The organism is Bartonella japonica (assembly GCF_040545385.1).
GTDB classification, from domain to species: domain Bacteria; phylum Pseudomonadota; class Alphaproteobacteria; order Rhizobiales; family Rhizobiaceae; genus Bartonella; species Bartonella japonica.
Genome location: NZ_JBEPLT010000011.1, coordinates 13671 through 33719 on the forward strand (window position 1 = coordinate 13671; position 20049 = coordinate 33719).

The window sequence follows — 20049 nt, forward strand, 5'->3', positions numbered from 1 at the left end:
TTTTTAGGGTAATATTTTTGTATGCAAGAGCTTGTAGTCAATATTGTCATGTAGCTTATTATTAAATTAGAAATGTTTATGACTGTTTTTTACTGACTGAGCGATGGAGAAAAAAATGCAATTGGGTTTTAAAATAAAGGACATTTAACTTATGTTTCATGCAATTCAAATTCGTGAAGCGCATTTTCCAGGGCGTGCACCTATTGATGCTTATGGAAATGGTGGTTTTCGTTTTGCTGATATGTCACATAGAGGTTCTATTATTTGTGTACCATCAGGTATTTATGGTATCGATATGGTAGGACCTATTCCCACTCAAGAGGATATATCTCGTGTTTTAGCAGAAGCATCTGAGATTGAGGTTTTGTTAATAGGTACAGGCGTTGAATTATTACGATTGCCCGAAGAGTTACGGGCGCTTTTATGGGAAAAGCGTATTTCATCAGATACAATGAATACAGGAGCAGCGGTGCGAACATTTAATGTTTTGCTAGCTGAAGATCGTGCAGTTGCGGCGTTATTATTTGCAGTAGAATGATGGATCATTTAATGAAATTAAGGTCCTTATTAAAATAAAAAAAATTGGATAGTGATTGTTCCATAGAATTTTTATCTATATCCTTGATTTGTTTTGATCAATTCAAAAGCAATTTTTCGATTAAGACATCTTTAAAGATGTCCCATATTGTTTGTTATTTATCTAAAAAGTGTTTTGAATTGATATCATAGGGAGTAAAAAGTGTTTAATTTATTGTTACGAGTCTTTGTTATGTTTTTACTTAAAAGAATAATAATGATATAATAATTCCGATATTTCTCTATCTGATATTCTTTAGCGGGTGGATACAATAGCGTTGCAGTAACAGCATTTATGTGATCCACGGATTTTAATAATATTTGTGGAGTTTCTATACTGTTACTATGTTTTTCTTCTTATACACATTATGTTCGAGTTATTCTGAACAAACAGATAGCAGTATATTGGATTCTTAAATCATGAAATAACGCATTAGCGTTTTAAATATTTATCTTCATTTCTTTGTAGTTTTGTACGTGTTCTATTAGATGTTATGATCTTAAAAGATAGATAGCTTTCTTTATGTATATATAAAAATATCATATAAATAAGATTTGATGTATTAAACCCATGCATTTCAGGACGATCATTGTTCATCTTTTTATTTTAATAAAAATATGTGCACGAACGATAAGCTTTTATAGACATTTCTTCAATTGTAAATTTTTACGATTAAGTGTTCATACTATACTATAGTTTAAAAACAACTTTTAGAAGTAGAATATTTTCGTATATTGGGCGTAGATAAAAAAGTGCCTATAAGTGCCTATAAAAGAAATATTAATTTATAATATGTTGTAAAAGGGCACATTAAAAAATGTTATTCCATTAGTTATCTTGGTTTATCTACTATTTTTAAATATGAAAAAAAAGAATGTTAATTGCTAAAAAAGGAAGTTGATAGGTATCAAATATGATCAGGTTTCTTCCTTATTGTCTTGATATTTTACGTGCTGCGGATCGTGATCGCTATATATCGGTTTTATTCGCTCCTAAAAAAAAGCGCAGAGCTTTGGCTGCTCTTTACGCTTTTAATGTAGAAATTGCACGTATTCGCGAAACTGTACATGATCCAGTTATTGGCGAGATACGATTACGTTGGTGGTATGATTCCATTGCGAGTGGTAGAATGCAAGATAGCAGAAATAATCCGATTTTAAGTGATCTATTTACAGCAATGAAGCTGTTTAATTTACCTGAGGCAGCTTTTTTACGTTATTGCAATGCGCAGATTTTAGATCTTTATCGCAATCCAATAGCAACACTTCATGATCTCGAAGTTTATTGTAGCGAGACAGCGAGTATAATTTTACAGCTTTCTTGTCAGATATTAGATCCTGATACCGCAAAAGATTTTACAGATATCTATGAATATGGGGGAATTTCTCAAGGATTAAGCGGTGTATTGCGTCTTTTATCATTCATGCAATCACGATATCAATATTATTTACCCGCTGATATGCTTCAGACCGTAGGAGTAAATAGGGAAGAGTTAGAATCCAATCGTGTAAGTGAAAAACAAAAACTCCACATTATTGAAGCAATGGTAGCGTTATCGCAAGATTATTATACCAAGTTTTATGAGCATTACATGACTATACCTAAAACGCTTAAACCAGCATTTCTTCCATTGGCAATTATACCGGCAACTCTTCAAAAAACAGTACAGCTGGGAGCAATAGTTTTTCAAGAAAGCCCAACTTTATCATTGCTTCATCGCTATTGTTTGATAACAAGAGTAGCAATAACCGGTAATTTTCCAAAGGTATTATAAGGATAAAAGATTGTTATGAGAAATGAAAATATTAGTAACATGTGTTGAAGAAAATAAAGATATTATGAATCAAATCATTTTTTGTTATTTGGAAAACCTGCTCATGTGTTAATTATATTGGTCTTAGAGAAGTAAGAAATTGTTCTTATAAGACAAAAATATCGTGTATTTTCTTTATTATTTGTATACATTTTATTATTCAGTGTTTTGTTTTAAAGAAACATCTCTCAAGGTACTCAAGCCCATTTCGCGACGGCGTCCATGAAAAGTATACCATAAAATCCATTGAGCACCTCCATCTTTACGCTTATGAAGAAGCAAGCCGGCACCATCATTATATTTACCAACTCCCAATGTTGAGAAAGATCTTGTATTAAGACGGTTCATAAGAGCCATTTTTAGCCCTTTCTTGTACAAATTTTATCCACACGCTTATCCTGCTTGTAACGTGTAAGCGAATGGTTTTGATTGATTTAAGATAAACAGGTTCGGAATGAGAGAATTTTACGATATTCAGAACTCTCATTCAATATACAAACAGTAAATTATCATTATAAATCAATTCTTTGTATAGGGCGCAAACGGGGCAGTAAAACTGGGCTGAATCTTATAAGGACCGCAAACTATTCAGCCGAGCAGGCGTGCACATTTGTGTAGGTTCTTCTTTTACTTTTATGCAGATTGAGTTGAATAGACTCCTCGATAAACTCATTGACATCAGTTTAACTGATGGTTTTATTTTGGAGGAAGAAGGGTTATATACAAGGGGACTATCAGCGCTTCCAATTACATTTATCTCAATACCACAGCCATCACAAATATGTGTTTATTCTTAATAAGGCTCTGTAATTTATGACACGGAACCAATATCTAAAATAATATCTGTGGAGGGCATGATCATACAAAAGAGAGATTCCTATACTCAATCAGAAAAATATATCGTATATACGGTCATTATTTCTAGTATACTTCCTCTTACAGACGGGAGTATTATTAATGTCGTCCTTCCTGATCTTGCGTATTATTTTTCAGTGGAAGGAAATAATATACAATGGGTTGTCACGTCCTATTTTCTAGCTACCGTGCCAGGGCTGCTAATGGCCACTTTTATGCAAGGAAGAATAGGTATAAAAAGAACTTGGCTCCTTGCAAGTTTCATTTTTATGCTTGGCTCATTGGGAGTAGGATTAAGCTACAATTTTCCAACCATTATATCTGCTCGTATTGTTCAAGGAATTGGAACAGGCCTTTTACTGCCCCTTAGCCAAACCATTATTGCGTTACAATTTGGGCAAGAACGAGTGCGCCAAGCCATGGGGCACCATAGCCGTACCAACGGTTTTTGCTCCTGCCTTTGGACCGCTGGTAAGAGCCTCATTTGCTCAGTATGTATCTTGGCGTTTGTTATTTTTTATCAATATTCCGCTTATTTTATTGGCACTCGCCCTTGGTGCAAAATATTTAAAGAGCAACGAAATAGCAAAAACAAAATTTAATTTATTTGCATTTTTAACGTTTTCCATATTCCTTATTTCGTTTTTTTATCTCACAGAATCCAGAAATATTAATAACCACAACGCCCTCTCTATCCTAGCATTTATAGCGATGATATCTCATTTATAGCGATGATATCTCTTATATTATTCATTTTTTCTAATCAGAAATCAAAAAACAAATTAATCGTTTTTAGTGGATTTCAAAATACGCGTTACACGTTGCTCATGATCATGGGGCTTATTGCTTCATTTCTTTTTTATAGCTTTCTCGTGTATTTTCCGTTAGCCGTTGCCATAGGAGGGAACCATGAAAATAACCTTCTTATCATCGGCGCAATTCTTGCTCTGTAAGGAGTGGGAGCATGGATAGGAAGAAAATTTATTTGCCAAAAATGGAAAGAAAAATCTCCCTTTTTCATGATAGGCATTGGTTTGGTGATATCAAGATTTGGATTATTATGCTTTGGCTATAATATCAGCATGGACGGGCTGGGATTCTTGCTAAGAGGCGTAGGATTTGGTATCACCACCATTGTATGCTTGTCTGCTCACATCCAATATGTCAATAGTTTATACGTCAAAGATACAGCCGTTATTACACGTATATTATAGCAAATAGGTGGCGTCTTAGGGGGAATATTTGCTGGCTTTTTGCTACATTTTTTGACAGAAGAATATCTGTCCTTCAACCAAACATATATTATATTTCTCACTTTCTTTATCGTTGCATTTTTACTGTTTTGTCTAGTCCTCTTCTTATCGCCTAAAGAAAAAAGTTCTGCTTTATGTGCCTTGGCTGCTGTTATTGGAAATGGCGTACGTATCGCTTCAAAACAACATGCCAATTAGAAAATTGTTCCTAATCTCTGAGGTGTTATTGTGGGGAAACCTTCGACCATGATGTAGGATACTCTTCTAGTGTTGGGGATGGTTATAAGAAGTAGAAAAATAAGCCATTGCGGAAAGATGATACGTTTGTTCGAGAGTTTAAAATGTTTCTGATTGAGAGAACATAGCACCTCAAATAGACTTACGAGGAAGTATGTCAGCTAATTTTTGGGTGATATTGGTTTTGATACTCATTGCCTTAATATATCAATGTTGCATCATTTTTTGAAGTATAATTCTTCTTTCTATTAAAACACTGCGTTTAACGGTTATAGAAAAATCTATATGTTTGAATAGAGGTTTCTATAAATTATAAAACTATAAATGACTGTTGTTTTATATACGATAACAGATACAGAATCGTTTGTATGGAGTACTTTCTTTATTATAATAAAGAACTTCTCTCTCAATTACATCCAATCATTTTCTGCAAACTGGTAAGTTTGCAGAAAATATTTATCATTTGTACAGATGTTGTTCATTCTGATACGAATGAAAAAGAAGTCTGTTTACTTTTTCAATCGTAGAAGAAATTTTGAGTGTGATTTTATCATCTAAAGAGCACAAATCATTTACAACATTTTTTACTGAAGATTGTTTAATATTTGATTATAAAGAGTGCTATTAATTTTCAAAGGATGCTCTTTATTGGCCACTTGTAGCATTTCTAATTTCACATCTTCTTTTATCATCATATCTATATTTGTACGGATATCGGATGAAAGAGTATGATGGGTGGTGTTTTCAGGTATGGTTACGGTTTTTATTTGATAAACGATACGATTTGTTGCGATCGGACCTTTTATTATGCCATAATGATTTTTGGGATTAGAAAATAACGTTTTAATACCTTCATCTCCAAGAATTTCAGATGAATCTCGGCGCCGTAAAGCCTGTGTTGTTTGTTTTATGGTACCAAGTTCATGAGCGAGAGAAACAAGACTTTTTCCTTCATTAAGTTGTTTGAGAGCATTTTTAGCTTTTTCATCAAGAAGGCGTTGGATTTCTTCACTTTTCCATTGAGAAACTACATCCTGCTTGGCTTCTTCAAGTGTTTTATCACGGGCAGGAATAATTTTATCTACCTTATACCAAATATACCCACCTTTTTGAAGAGAGAGTGGATCAAGATCAACTCCTTCATTTGATTGATAAATAGCGTTGAGTAAAATATCTTTTTGAGGTAAATCTGCAATGATTTTTCCTTCAATTGTTTTTCCTGTATTATCAATGGTGATTGTACGCAAAGATAATTTGTATTGGTCAGCGAGCTCTTTGAGAGAAGCGCCCTCAAAACGCGCATTTTCAATTGCTGTATAATTGTTACGTATATCATCCATAGCACGATTTTGGGCAAGTGTTTGGCGAATATCTTCCTCTACCTTTTCAAAAGGAACGGAGATTGAAGGTTCAATATTTGTTACGCGAATGATAACAGGACCTTGTAAATCATTGATCACACCACTGATTTGTCCTTGTTTGAGTTCAAAGATTTCGGATGCAAGTTTGGGAGGAAGTTCCCTTTCTGTGAGAGGTCCTTTTTTTATATCATTGAGAGTCTTTTTTTCAGCTTTAACGAGTTCATCAAAACTCAATCCATCGGCTATTCTTTTTGCTGCATTATCGGCAGCGTCACGTGTAGGGAATCGCAGCTCTTCAATTGTACGTTTTTCAGGAGTCTCAAAACGTGAAGTATTTTGGTCATAATAAGCTTTAGCTTCATCTATTGAGATATCATTGGGTTTTAAAATATCTGTTGATGCCATAGATAATAAGGAAACAGTACGATATTCGGGAGTACGAAATTCATTTTGATGCGTTTCAAACCATTTTTGCAATATTTCTTGATCGGGATCAGAAATTGTTTTCTTTTCCTTTAGATCAATAACGAGATAATCAGCAACGCGTGTTTCTTCTTGATAAAGGGTTAGTGCTTTATAAAAGAGATCTGGTGCTTTCATTCCAGATAGAGAAGCTGAAATGAGTTGATTACGTTTTTCCTTTTGGGTGTAATAATGGAGAAAATTACTTTCGTTGATACGTAAATGCTGAAGATAGTTGCGAAATACATTTTGGTCAAAAGTTCCATTTGTTTGCAGCATATCATCATCACCAAGAATACGCGCTATTGCATCTTTTGAAAGGCTAATTTTCATTTTGCGTGCTTGTTCATCTAATAATGCATCTTGTTGTAATTGTCTGAAAACGAAAGCAGGAATTTTGTATTGTTGCATTTCATTTTCTGTAAACATTCGTCCAAGACGAGAGGCGAACGCTAAGCGTACGCTTTGATCAGCGAGTGCGAGACGGTAATGATCGATAGTGACTGTCGACTTTCCAGAAGTAATAAGGTCTCTTTCACTCTTTGTATGTAACTGTGGGATTCCCCATAAAAGTATGAAGCATAAGAGTAAAATAGCAAGGAAAACCTTGGAAATCCAGGAGGCTGTAGCATTTCTTATGATGTCAAGCATCGTTTAATTCCATTTTTATCATGAGTTATTATCAAAGCAATAACGGAATTTGCAATAAAGATACGAAAGATGCAAGCTTAAAGACTTGCTTTCATTTTATAATTTGATAGCTAAGGATAAATAATGTGTTGTAATAGCTTTTGAGGTGAAGATATGTCTCCAAATATTCGGCCTTTTGTCGCTGGGAATTGGAAAATGAATGGAACGGGTGAATCACTTGGAGAGTTGCGTGCTATTGCTGTTGGCGTTAGCTCTGATTTAGGCCGTTTGTTTGAAGCACTTATTTGTGTTCCAGCAACACTTTTATCGCGTGCTTCTGATATATTAAGTGGTGAATCCCTTCTTTTAGGGGGGCAAAATTGTCATTTTGATGATCATGGCCCTTATACTGGAGATATTTCAGCTTTTATGCTTAAAGAAGCAGGAGCTAGTCATGTGATTATTGGACATTCAGAACGTCGCACAGTTTATCAGGAAAGTGATGCGATTATTTGTGCTAAAGTACAGGCGGCGTGGAAGGCAGATCTTGTTGCTCTTGTTTGTGTTGGTGAAACATTGGAAGAGCGTAAAAGCAATAAAGTATTTGAGGTGCTCACACGGCAGCTTGAGGGGTCTTTGCCAGATGACGCAACAGCACAGAACGTCATTATCGCTTATGAACCTGTATGGGCTATAGGGACCGGAAATACAGCGACTTCATCAGATGTTGCGAAAGTACACGAGTTTATTCGTGATGAAATGCGTTCTCGTTTTGGTGATGAAGGAAACAAGATGCGGTTGCTTTATGGTGGATCAGTCAAGCCATCCAACGCATTTGAGCTTTTAAGCATTGACCATGTTAACGGTGCTCTAATAGGTGGAGCGAGCTTAAAAGCGATTGATTTTTTAACTATTTGCAATGTTTATCGTAAATTATAAAAGAGAAATCTTAGTTTTCCCTTGGATTATGCGTTATTTATGTGTAAATAGCTATAAATATTTATTTAAAGAGCAGGATTTATGCAAACAGTACTTATCGTTATCCATTTTTTGATTGTTATTACTTTGATCGGTGTTATATTAATTCAGCCTTCAGAAGGTGGCGGTCTTGGTGTTAGCAGTGGTTCAGGATTGATGAAAACCCGTGGGTCAAAAAATCCGTTAACCCGTTTTACGGCTATCTTGGCATGTTGTTTTTTTGCAGTATCTATTGGACTTACTGTGGTGGGGAGTATATCGAATTCCAGTTCTGATATTCTCAAGCGTATTCCAGTTAAACAAAATTCTACAAATAAAGGGGATTCGGAATCAATACCATCATCAGAAGGTGGAGCTCAGCCTTCTATTCTTGAACAATTAGGAGATGTTACACCTCCATCTCAAGAACAAGATCAATCTACAGATTCTGAAACTGAAAACCCAGTTCCACCGGCTCTTGAAGATCCAGTGCCGGATAGTGCTACAAAATAGTTTTTCAAGAAAGTATAGATTTTAAAAAGGTGATTTTTTCACCTTTTTATTTTATTTTAGAAAAGAAAAATTGTTTCTTTTTGCATTTTTTACTGGAAAAATCATTACAAACGGCTTATCACAGTAACCCCATGGCACGTTATGTTTTTATTACTGGTGGTGTGGTTTCTTCGCTTGGAAAAGGCATCGCAGCAGCAGCATTAGCTGCATTACTGCAAGCTCGTGGGTATTGCGTACGGATTCGCAAACTTGATCCTTATTTGAATGTTGATCCAGGTACGATGTCACCTTATCAACATGGTGAGGTGTTTGTCACTGATGATGGTGCAGAAACTGATCTTGACCTTGGTCATTATGAGCGTTTTACAGGGTGTTCTGCGAATAGCCAAGACAACATTACGACAGGGCGTATTTATCAAAATATTATTGAACGAGAACGACGTGGTGATTATTTAGGGGCTACAGTTCAAGTTATTCCTCATGTTACCGATGAAATTAAGAGATTCATTACGAAGGGAAATGAAGAGTTTGACTTTGTTTTGTGTGAAATAGGTGGTACAGTAGGTGATATTGAGGCAATGCCTTTTCTTGAAGCGATTCGTCAGCTTCACAATGAATTACCAAAGCAAAGTGCAGTTTATGTGCATCTTACCTTAATGCCTTATATCCCTTCGGCTGGTGAATTAAAGACTAAACCAACACAACATTCCGTCAAAGAATTACAGTCAGTCGGTATTGCTCCCGATATTTTGTTGGTGCGTGCAGATCGACCTATTCCAGAAACAGAGCGGGGCAAATTATCACTTTTTTGTAATGTTCGTTCAAGTGCAGTAATTCAGGCATTAGATATGCCAACAATTTATGATGTTCCCATAGCATATCATAAAGAGGGACTAGATTCAGAAGTTCTTTCTGCTTTTGGAATGAATTCTGTGCTTGAGCCTAAAATGGATCGTTGGAAAGATATTACCCATCGAATTCATCATCCAGAAGGAGAAGTTACAATTGCTGTTGTTGGAAAATATACAGGACTTAAGGATGCTTATAAGTCTCTTATTGAAGCAATTGCGCATGGGGGGTTAGCTAATAAGGTAAAGGTTAATATTGAGTGGATTGAAGCAGAGCTTTTTGAAAGAGAAGATCCTGCATCTTATTTACAAAAAGTTCATGGAATTTTGGTTCCTGGTGCTTTTGGAGCACGTGGTGCAGAAGGTAAAATTCAAGCGATTCAATTTGCACGTGAGCGTAAAATTCCATTTTTAGGTATTTGTTTTGGCATGCAATTGGCCTGTATAGAGGCTGCACGCAATATTGCACATATTGAGAATGCTTCATCAAGTGAGTTTTGTGAGACGCAAAATCCGATTGTAGGTTTAATGACAGAATGGCTGAAAGGGGATATTCTTGAGAAACGTACAAAATGTGGAAATCTCGGCGGATCAATGCGGCTTGGTGCTTTTACAGCTGAATTAAAGGAAGGTAGCCATATAGCAAAAATTTATGGAATGACAAGGGTTTGCGAGCGGCATCGTCATCGTTATGAGGTAAATATTGATTATAAAGATACATTGGAAAAATGTGGCTTAGTTTTTTCAGGCATGTCGCCTGATGGTGTTTTACCAGAAACGATAGAATATGCAGATCATCCTTGGTTCATTGGTGTTCAGTATCATCCGGAGTTAAAGTCACGTCCATTTGATCCGCATCCACTTTTTTCTTCTTTCATTGAAGCCGCTGTTGAACAGAGTAGATTGGTTTAATTATAAATTTTGATTATTTGCTTTTTGAGGGATAAAATGTTTAAACCAAATGCTGTTGTGAAAGTAAAGAATGTTATCTTTTCAAATGAATCTCCCCTTTCATTGATTGCAGGTCCGTGTCAGATGGAAAGTCGGGACCATGCTTTTGAAATGGCTGGCCGGATCAAAACAATTGCGGATCAAGTTGGTATCGGATTTGTTTATAAATCGAGTTACGATAAAGCTAACAGAACGTCCTTGAGTGCAGCACGTGGTATTGGTCTTGAAAAAGCAATGGCTATTTTTTCTGATCTGAAGAAGGAATTTAATTGTCCGATATTAACTGATGTACATACAGAAGAGCAATGCGCGACCGTTTCTTCCACGGTGGATGTTTTGCAAATACCGGCTTTTTTATGTCGTCAAACAAATCTTTTGGTGGCAGCAGCAAAAACAGGATGTGTTATTAATATTAAAAAAGGTCAGTTTTTGGCGCCATGGGATATGAAGAATGTTTTAGAAAAGGTCACACAAAGCGGTAATCCTAATGTTATGCTTTGTGAGCGAGGTACCTCTTTTGGTTATAACCGACTTATTTCCGATATGCGTTCATTGCCCATTTTGCGTTCATTTCAAGCTCCTGTTATTTTTGATGCAACGCATTCTGTTCAAGAACCTGGTGGTCAAGGTGTTTCATCTGGTGGACAGCGTCAGTTTGTTGAAATTTTGGCACGTGCAGCTGTTTCTGTTGGGGTGGCAGGTATTTTCTTAGAAACACATCAAGACCCCGATAATGCACCCTCTGATGGGCCTAATATGGTTAAAATTGATCATCTCCAAAGATTACTTGAGACTTTAATGGAATTTGATTATCTGTCAAAAAAATGCATTGAATAAAAAGGATCTTTCATCATTATTGCGTTTAGAATGAAGTAACATTTTTGTTGGATAGGAAGGATACATGACTATAATTGTTGATATTGTTGGACGTGAAGTTCTTGATAGTCGAGGTAATCCAACAGTAGAGGTTGAAGTTCATTTGGAGGATGGGGCTTTTGGACGTGCTCTTGTTCCTTCAGGAGCATCAACAGGAGCACATGAAGCCATTGAGCTTCGTGATGGAGATCTGCGCTATCAAGGAAAAGGCGTTGAAAAGGCAATTGCTGCAGTCAATGGTGAAATCCTTGAAGAACTTGGTGGGAGGGATGCAAAAAATCAAATTGCTATTGATCAAGCAATGATCGCCTTGGATGGAACACCAAACAAAGCACGTCTTGGTGCTAATGCACTTCTTGGTGTTTCGCTGGCTGTTGCAAAAGCAGCTGCAGACTCATTGAAGTTGCCTTTATATCGTTATATTGGTGGTACACAAGCACATGTTCTTCCTACACCAATGATGAATATTATTAATGGTGGTGTTCATGCTGATAATCCGATTGATTTTCAAGAGTTTATGATTATTCCAGTCGGAGCCTCTACAGTGAAGGAAGCTATTCGCTATGGTGCTGAAGTTTTTCATACGTTAAAAAAACGTTTAAAAGATGCCGGCTATAATACCAATGTCGGTGATGAAGGTGGTTTTGCACCGCAATTTAAAAGTGCCGAGCAGGCAATTGATTTTATTATGGAATCTATAATAGCATGTAAATATAAACCAGGTGAGCAAATTGCACTTGGTTTAGATTGCGCTTCAACCGAATTTTATAAAGATGGTTTGTATTTTTATAAAGGTGAGGGTAAGTGTCGCGATGTTAGGGAACAGGTGGATTATTTGGCACAACTGGTTAAAGATTATCCTATCATTACGATTGAGGATGGGATGGCTGAAGACGATTGGGATGGTTGGAAGTTACTTACTGATTCGATAGGTAACAAGTGTCAGCTTGTTGGCGATGATTTGTTTGTAACAAATTCTATGCGTTTGCGTCATGGTATTAAAATAGGAGCGGCCAATTCTATTCTTATTAAAGTGAATCAAATTGGCACATTGAGCGAGACACTTGATTCTGTAGAAACAGCGCATAAAGCAGGTTATCGTGCTATTATTTCTCATCGTTCGGGTGAAACAGAAGATTCTTTTATTGCAGATCTTGCTGTTGCAACAAATTGTGGGCAAATTAAAACGGGTTCGCTTGCACGTTCAGATAGGTTAGCAAAATATAATCAGCTCATTCGTATTGAGGAAATGCTTGGAGAACAGGCATGTTATGCTGGTAATTTTCATCGTTGATAGTGAAAAGCATAAAATTTTTAGATCATTATATTCTTTATGGATTATATGATTTAATTTTTATATAAATATATATATACGGTAGATTTTATAGGTGTTAAAGATGAGAGGTATAATTATTAGTCAGGATCAAGGAACTTATCTCGTCTCCGGTGATGATGGTAAGCGTTATCAATTTGCAACTTGGGATTGGTTAGGAAAAAAACCACCAAGAGTAGGGGATTCCATTGATTTTATATGTGATGGGGATTCTATTAATTCTGTTTTTCCATTATTGCAACAAGGTTCAGAGTATTCGAAAGTGATGTTAGCACTTATTTGTTGGGTTGCTGGTATATTTGGTGTTCATCGCTTTATGGTTGGTAAAGTCAAAACTGGTTCTTTAATGTTGATTTTGTCTTTAACACTTGTGGGGGTAATCATTACAGGGATTTGGTCGATTGTTGATTTTATAGTCATTATAGCTGGTAAGTTTACCGATAAAAATGGGGATCAAATTACAAGTTAGTAGAAATTGTATATTATAATATAAAGAGATAGATAATCTTATTAAGTATAGTTATTTTATGAGGTTAAGCTAATAAAAATAATGTGCATTTAAATAAAAATGTTGTAAAAGAGTATATTGTTTTGTATCTTTAAAATAGATTTCAAACTTTTTGGTGTTTTTTGTTGCCGCTTTTTAAGTGGCAGGGGATTTTAATTTATTGGGGGGATTTTTAGCTATTTCAGTTATCATATTTGCCATGGTGAACATAAAGTTATGTTCTACCGTGAAGTTAATCAATGTTCTACTAGTTAAGTAAAGATACATGCTTATTCATGGCATGTGAATAACAATTTTATAGGTGATGAAAATGAAAGGTAAGATTATTAATCAAGATCAAGGAACTTATCTCGTCTCCGGTGATGATGGTAAACGTTATCAGTTTGCAACTTGGGATTGGTTAGGGAAAAAACCACCAAAAATTGGTGATGCAGTTGATTTTGTGTGTGAAGGTGACACTAATTAGATCTATTTTGCCTCTCCTGAATGAAAGGCAGTCAGAACAATCAAAAATACTCTTAGCATTTGTTTGTCTTTTTTTTGGGGTCGTTGGGTATTCACCGTTTTATGGTTGGTAAAATTGGAACTGGTATTTTAATGCTTATTCTAACGATAACTCTTTTGGGAGCGATCATATCTGGAATTTGGGCGCTTATTGATTTCATGTTTATTTTAACAGGCCACTTTACAGACAAAAACGGTTGTAAAATCACAAGCTGATGCACTGTATAACCTTATTAAAACGCAATAAATAGACATATATCGGAATTCTTGTGGTGAATATATAGCAAAAAATTATTTTTTATGTGTGTATTTGGTAATGAGGCGTTAATCAAAATGATGCATAGTCTAGCGAAGTATTAAGAGGGTTATGCTATAAAGACTGTGCTATTTTATGTGGACAAAGCAGAAACGCAAATCGATCAAAATGCGCTTTGTACTGCCACTTATAACGGTGGGAGTTTTAAGCTATTTCAGTTATCACATTTATCATGGTGAATACGGTCTGTATTCACGCAGTGAGGTTAATCAACGTATTGTTGAATTAGAAGAGGAGCTTCATAAAGTAGAGGCTGAACGGATATTCATTGAAAAACGTATTGCTCTTTTGCGCAACGGACATATTGAGAAAGATATGTTGGATGAGTATATTCGGGATAATTTAAATCTTTCTAAGCCAAATGAATTGACAATTTTAACTCCTTTAAATGATATTAAAAGTTAATGAGAAATTACTTAATTTCAAAAAATATTTTGAAACAATTATCTATGATAGCATTGGAGCTGATTGATAGTGCTTGTAACTTATGTTCGTAGAGGTTATCCTTGGATAATCATATAAAGGGAGTTTCATATGGCAGAAAAATCTAAAAAAAGTTCTGCGTCGGTGATGCATACTGCATTATCAACAAACACCACAAAGAGTGCATCAATAGCGCGTTTTACAAAAGAAGAAGAAATTGATGCCTATCGTGAAATGCTTTTAATTCGTCGTTTTGAAGAAAAAGCAGGTCAACTTTATGGTATGGGGCTTATTGGTGGTTTTTGTCATCTCTATATCGGGCAAGAAGCTGTTGTTGTTGGGACATTAAAGGCAGCAAAAGAAGGTGATCAAGTGATCACTTCTTATCGTGATCATGGACATATGTTGGCGGTTGGGATGAGTCCGCGTGGTGTTATGGCGGAATTGACGGGTCGTCGAGGGGGCTTTTCTAAGGGGAAGGGAGGGTCTATGCATATGTTTTCTAAAGAAAAGAATTTTTACGGTGGGCATGGCATTGTTGGTGCGCAGGTTCCAATTGGTTCTGGTTTGGCATTTTCAAATCAGTACCTTGGTAAAGATAATGTGACATTAGTATATTTTGGTGATGGTGCTGCAAATCAGGGACAGGTTTACGAAAGTTTTAATATGGCTTCGCTTTGGAAGCTCCCTGTTATTTATATCATTGAAAATAATCAGTATGCTATGGGAACATCTGTTGCACGTGCATCTGCAGACACTGATTTTTCCCGTCGTGGTCTTTCTTTTGAGATTCCCGGTATTGTTGTTAACGGTATGGATGTTCGAGCAGTAAAAGGTGCTGCTGATGAAGCAATATCTTGGGCGCGTTCGGGTAAAGGACCGATTATTCTTGATATGCAGACTTATCGCTATCGCGGTCACTCCATGTCTGATCCAGCAAGATATAGATCAAAAGAAGAGGTTCAAAAAATAAAAGAAGAGCAAGATCCAATTGATCAGGTAAAGGATCGTATTCTTAAACAAGGCTGGGCAAGTGAGGATGATTTAAAATCTATTGATAAAGAGGTGCGTGCGATTGTTGCAGACGCCGCAGATTTTGCGCAAAGTGATTCAGAGCCGGATGCTTCTGAGCTCTATACTGATATTTTAGTTTGATGCGAAGGAAGCAAATATGTCTATTAATATTTTGATGCCTGCGCTTTCACCGACGATGGAAGAAGGTAAACTGTCTAAATGGCTTAAGAAAGAAGGCGATAAAGTGAGCTCTGGTGATGTGATCGCTGAAATTGAAACTGATAAAGCGGTGATGGAAATAGAGGCTGTTGATGAAGGGACACTTGGTAAAATTCTTGTTCCTGAGGGATCTGAAGCTGTGAGGGTTAACACGACTATTGCAGTATTGTTGGAGGAAGGTGAAGCTGTTGAGGATATTTCACAAACTGCCGATTCTTTAAACACGCATCCCAAAAATAGAGGCGATTCCTCTTCTTTTTCTTCATCTGTGCTGGAATCTTCTACTGTGAATATTCTTCCCGATTCTGATATCCCAGTGGGAACAGCAATGGTGACGATGACGGTGCGTGAAGCACTTAATCAGGCGATGGCTGAAGAAATGCGGCGTGATGAAATGGTTTTTCTTTTGGGAGAGGAAGTAGCGCAATATCAAGGTGCTTATAAGGTTAGCCAAGGTTTATTAGAAGAATTTAGTGCGCGCCGAGTTATTGATACACCAATCACGGAACATGGTTTTGCAGGATTGGCTGTTGGTGCTGCATTTGGAGGTTTGCGTCCCATTGTTGAATTTATGACATTTAATTTTGCTATGCAGGCAATTGATCAAATTATCAACTCTGCAGCGAAAACTGGTTATATGTCTGGTGGGCAAATGACTGCCCCTATGGTTTTTCGTGGTCCCAATGGTGCTGCTGCGCGTGTTGGTGCGCAGCATTCTCAGTGTTATGCTGCATGGTATGGTCATGTGCCAGGTCTTAAAGTTATTATGCCTTATAGTGCTGCAGATGCAAAAGGTTTGTTAAAAGCTGCTATTCGTGATGACAATCCTGTTATTTTTCTTGAAAATGAGATTTTATATGGTCATCAATTTGAGGTTCCTCAAATTGATGACTTTGTTTTGCCTATTGGTAAAGCGCGTATTCATAAAACTGGACAAGATGTCACGATTGTTGCGTGTGGAATTGGAATGCATTATGCGGTTCAATCATTACCAGAAATTGAAAAACTTGGTATTGATGTTGAACTGATAGATTTACGGACTATTCGTCCAATGGATCTTCCGACGATTGTTTCTTCAGTGAAAAAAACAGGACGTTTGGTAACTATTGAAGAAGGATATCCTCAATCATCCGTTGGAACTGAAATAGCAACGCGTGTTATGCAACAGGCTTTTGACTATCTTGATGCTCCAGTTGCTACAATTTCTGGTAAAGATGTTCCAATGCCTTATGCTGCCAATCTTGAAAAGTTGGCTTTACCCAGCACTGCTGAAATTGTTGAAGCCGTTAAGGCTGTAACTTATAGATCATGAGGAGAAAAGCATTATGCCCATTAAAATTACAATGCCTGCGCTTTCTCCGACTATGGAAGAAGGAAACTTATCAAAATGGAATATTAAGGTAGGGGATAAGGTTTCTTCTGGTGATGTTATTGCTGAAATTGAAACAGATAAGGCAACAATGGAAGTAGAGGCTGTTGATGAGGGAACAGTTGCTAAGATCTTAGTCCCTGCTGGAACGCAAGGTGTTAAAGTGAACAGTTTAATTGTTGTTTTGGCAGAAGAAGGTGAAGATTTAGCCGAAGCTGCAAAAGTTGCGGATGAAATGCCTTTTCCTTTTGCACTCAAAGAAAAAGGAGATGCAAATATTCTCAAAAAATCAACAGACGTAAAGCAGATAGATTCAAAGGCTACAGAGATGTCTTATGTATCAACAGCTCAGACTTTCGTACAACAAGATAAAAAAAACACACGTCTTTTTTCTTCTCCTTTAGCGCGGCGATTAGCAGCTCAGGCAAAACTCGATTTATCACTTGTTTCTGGGAGTGGTCCACATGGACGTATTATTAGGCGCGATATAGAAAAAGCATTGAATGGTGGTATTCTTGAAAGTTCCTGTTCATCACAAATTGGAAAGCCGATAAGAGTAGGCGTGTCTGACGAACAGATACTAAAACTCTTTAAAGAGGATGAATATACATTCACCTCTCATAATAATATGCGTAAAACAATCGCTAGACGTTTGGTTGAATCAAAGCAGACGGTACCACATTTTTATGTAACGGTAGATTGTGAGCTCAATGCGTTATTAGAGCTTCGTTCCCAATTGAATGCTGCAGCACCAATGGTTAAGACGCAAGAAGGAGGTAAGCTTGCTTATAAGCTTTCTGTTAATGATATGGTTATTAAAGCTGTAGCACTTTCTTTGAAGGCTGTTCCGGAAGCTCATGTTTCTTGGCTGGAAGGTGGGATGATTCATCACAAACACTGTGATGTTGGTGTAGCAGTTTCTGTTCCGGATGGTTTAATTACACCTGTTGTTCGTCATGCAGAAGAAAAATCTTTATCAGTGATTTCTAACGAGATGAAGGATTTTGCAAAACGTGCACGGGAGCGCAAATTAAAAATGGAAGAATATCAAGGAGGAACAACAGCTATATCAAATATGGGAATGTATGGCGTGAAAAGTTTTTCTGCTATTCTTAATCCGCCCCATGCGACGATTTTTGCCATTGGTGCCGGTGAACAACGTGCTGTTGTTAAGGATGGTGCATTAGCAATCGCGACTGTTATGTCTGTTACAATTTCTGCTGATCATCGTGCTGTTGATGGTGCGTTAGCAGCAGAGCTTGCACGGGCTTTTAAGAAGATAATTGAGAATCCATTAACAATGTTAATGTGAATTATTTTAAAATGCTTTACATAAATTGTCTGTGTGTGATGTGTTAATATGGTAAAAAGATTGAAAGGCCCAGTAGTATTGCCGCTTTTAATGTGGTTAAAGCCATTCGTGAGAAGCTTAAAATGAGAGACACAAGAAAGTTCTATCATATTGTTTGTTTATCTTAAGCTTAAAGAGTATATATCCGTTTTTGTATATCCATGGAGGGATTACTGTGGCGAATCTTTATGATGTAATTGTGATTGGATCAGGTCCTGGCGGATATGTAACCGCAATTCGTGCGGCACAATGTGGTTTCAAGACTGCAATTGTTGAACGTGAACATCTCGGTGGGATTTGCTTAAATTGGGGGTGTATTCCAACAAAGGCACTCTTACGTTCCGCAGAAATGAAGCATTTTGCTGAACATGCAAAAGATTATGGTTTAAAGATTAACGGTTCAATTGAAGCAAATATCAAAGATATTGTGACGCGTTCTCGTGGAGTTTCGGCGCGTTTAAATTCTGGTGTTGGTTTTTTGATGAAAAAAAATAAAATCGATATCATTTGGGGTGAAGCGAAGCTTGCTAAAAAAGCAAAAGAAGGTAATTTTACGGAAATTATGGTTTCTTCATCGTCAAAACCAATTATGCAACCGCAAAATCCAGTACCTAAAGGAACTTTAGGAGAAGGAATTTATCAAGCAAAGTATATTATTATTGCAACGGGTGCACGCCCTCGTTCTCTTCCTGGTATCGAGCCGGATGGAAAGCTCATTTGGACTTATTTTGAAGCAATGATTCCACAGACATTACCAAAATCGCTTTTGGTAATGGGGTCTGGGGCAATTGGTATTGAATTTGCTTCTTTTTATCATGACATGGGGGTAAAAGTCACTGTTGTTGAAATGATGCCTCACATCATGCCAGCTGAAGATATTGAAATTTCAACATTTGCTCGTAAACAATTAGAGAAAAAAGGTATTCGTATTCTTAGCCAAGCAAAAGTAACGAAGGTTGAAAAGGCTTCCGATTCTGTTACTGCATATATTGATGTTAAAGGTAAAACAGAAACAATCACGGTGGATCGATTGATTTCAGCTGTTGGAGTTCAAGGGAATATTGAGAATCTGGGATTGGAAGCGTTGGGTATAAAAACTGATCGTGGGTGCATTGTAACGGATGAATGGAGCTGGACAGGTGTAGAGGGTATCTATGCTATTGGTGATGTCGCTGGTCCCCCTATGTTGGCTCATAAGGCAGAAGAAGAAGGCGTGATATGCATTGAGCATCTTGCGGGTTTAGAGAATACGCATCCACTTGATAAGAGAAAAATTCCAGGTTGTACATATTGCACACCGCAAGTTGCCTCTGTAGGTCTTTCAGAAGCGGCAGCAAAAGAAGCGGGCTATGATATACGTGTTGGTCGTTATTCTTTTTCAGCAAATGGCAAAGCTATTGCTTTGGGTGAAGATCAAGGATTAGTGAAAACTATTTTTGATAAAAAAACAGGTCAGCTTCTTGGAGCGCACATGGTAGGGGCAGAGGTAACAGAATTGATACAAGGTTTTGTTATCGCTATGAATCTTGAAACAACCGAAGAAGAATTAATGCATACCGTCTTTCCACATCCAACATTATCGGAAATGATGAAGGAAAGTGTATTGGATGCTTATGGACAGGTTTTAAACGCTTGATGAATGAGCTGTATGAAAGATCTTATATTTGGTTTTCATCGGT

At 36.8% G+C, this 20049-nt stretch carries 15 protein-coding genes and 2 pseudogenes; 15 read left to right on the forward strand and 2 right to left on the reverse strand.

The genetic code is table 11. The features are described from left to right. Positions 1-151: 151 nt before the first annotated feature. Together ABID39_RS05550 and ABID39_RS05555 are read left to right on the forward strand one after the other, a co-directional pair. On the forward strand, positions 152-538 hold the full coding sequence (locus tag ABID39_RS05550) for an Mth938-like domain-containing protein (protein ID WP_354186848.1): 387 nt from the start codon (positions 152-154) through the stop codon (positions 536-538). Between the two features lie 952 nt (positions 539-1490). After that, a complete protein-coding gene (locus ABID39_RS05555; protein WP_354186850.1) occupies positions 1491-2351 on the forward strand; it encodes a phytoene/squalene synthase family protein in 861 nt (286 codons plus the stop codon). 198 nt (positions 2352-2549) lie between these two features. Here ABID39_RS05555 and ABID39_RS05560 read toward each other — a convergent pair. Next, positions 2550-2747, reverse strand: a pseudogene (locus ABID39_RS05560) (Arm DNA-binding domain-containing protein); the annotation flags it as partial. A gap of 497 nt (positions 2748-3244) precedes the next feature. Between ABID39_RS05560 and ABID39_RS05565 the strand changes: the two are divergent. After that, a complete protein-coding gene (locus ABID39_RS05565) occupies positions 3245-3847 on the forward strand; it encodes an MFS transporter (RefSeq protein WP_354186852.1) in 603 nt (200 codons plus the stop codon). 1472 nt (positions 3848-5319) lie between these two features. Here the strand turns inward: ABID39_RS05565 and ABID39_RS05570 are convergent. Next, entirely contained in the window at positions 5320-7209 is a 1890-nt protein-coding gene (locus ABID39_RS05570; RefSeq protein WP_354186854.1) for a peptidyl-prolyl cis-trans isomerase, read from the reverse strand. Positions 7210-7362: 153 nt separating this feature from the next. Between ABID39_RS05570 and tpiA the strand changes: the two genes are divergently transcribed. From tpiA to lpdA, 12 genes and pseudogenes are all read left to right on the forward strand, one after another. Continuing rightward, positions 7363-8127, forward strand: a complete 765-nt coding sequence (tpiA, locus tag ABID39_RS05575; protein WP_354186856.1) for a triose-phosphate isomerase — start codon at positions 7363-7365, stop codon at positions 8125-8127. Between the two features lie 81 nt (positions 8128-8208). Continuing rightward, positions 8209-8658, forward strand: coding sequence for a preprotein translocase subunit SecG (gene secG / locus ABID39_RS05580; RefSeq protein ID WP_354186858.1), 450 nt, complete (start codon positions 8209-8211; stop codon positions 8656-8658). Positions 8659-8789: 131 nt separating this feature from the next. Next, complete coding sequence (gene pyrG, locus ABID39_RS05585; RefSeq protein ID WP_354186860.1) at positions 8790-10418, forward strand: CTP synthase; 1629 nt, start codon at positions 8790-8792, stop codon at positions 10416-10418. A gap of 36 nt (positions 10419-10454) precedes the next feature. Then, positions 10455-11294: a 3-deoxy-8-phosphooctulonate synthase gene (gene kdsA, locus ABID39_RS05590; protein WP_354186862.1), complete on the forward strand. Its 840-nt coding sequence runs from the start codon at positions 10455-10457 to the stop codon at positions 11292-11294. 64 nt (positions 11295-11358) lie between these two features. After that, positions 11359-12627, forward strand: coding sequence for a phosphopyruvate hydratase (eno, locus tag ABID39_RS05595; RefSeq protein WP_354186864.1), 1269 nt, complete (start codon positions 11359-11361; stop codon positions 12625-12627). Positions 12628-12730: 103 nt separating this feature from the next. After that, on the forward strand, positions 12731-13135 hold the full coding sequence (locus ABID39_RS05600; RefSeq protein ID WP_354186866.1) for a TM2 domain-containing protein: 405 nt from the start codon (positions 12731-12733) through the stop codon (positions 13133-13135). 349 nt (positions 13136-13484) lie between these two features. After that, a pseudogene (locus ABID39_RS05605) lies at positions 13485-13894 on the forward strand (TM2 domain-containing protein). 175 nt (positions 13895-14069) lie between these two features. After that, positions 14070-14399, forward strand: coding sequence for an FtsB family cell division protein (locus tag ABID39_RS05610; protein ID WP_354186868.1), 330 nt, complete (start codon positions 14070-14072; stop codon positions 14397-14399). 129 nt (positions 14400-14528) lie between these two features. Beyond that, a complete protein-coding gene (gene pdhA / locus ABID39_RS05615) occupies positions 14529-15572 on the forward strand; it encodes a pyruvate dehydrogenase (acetyl-transferring) E1 component subunit alpha (protein ID WP_354186870.1) in 1044 nt (347 codons plus the stop codon). Between the two features lie 16 nt (positions 15573-15588). Then, complete coding sequence (locus ABID39_RS05620; RefSeq protein ID WP_354186872.1) at positions 15589-16962, forward strand: pyruvate dehydrogenase complex E1 component subunit beta; 1374 nt, start codon at positions 15589-15591, stop codon at positions 16960-16962. 13 nt (positions 16963-16975) lie between these two features. Continuing rightward, positions 16976-18331, forward strand: coding sequence for a pyruvate dehydrogenase complex dihydrolipoamide acetyltransferase (locus ABID39_RS05625; protein WP_354186874.1), 1356 nt, complete (start codon positions 16976-16978; stop codon positions 18329-18331). Positions 18332-18545: 214 nt separating this feature from the next. Next, entirely contained in the window at positions 18546-20006 is a 1461-nt protein-coding gene (gene lpdA / locus ABID39_RS05630; protein WP_354186876.1) for a dihydrolipoyl dehydrogenase, read from the forward strand. The last annotated feature ends 43 nt before the right edge of the window (positions 20007-20049 follow it).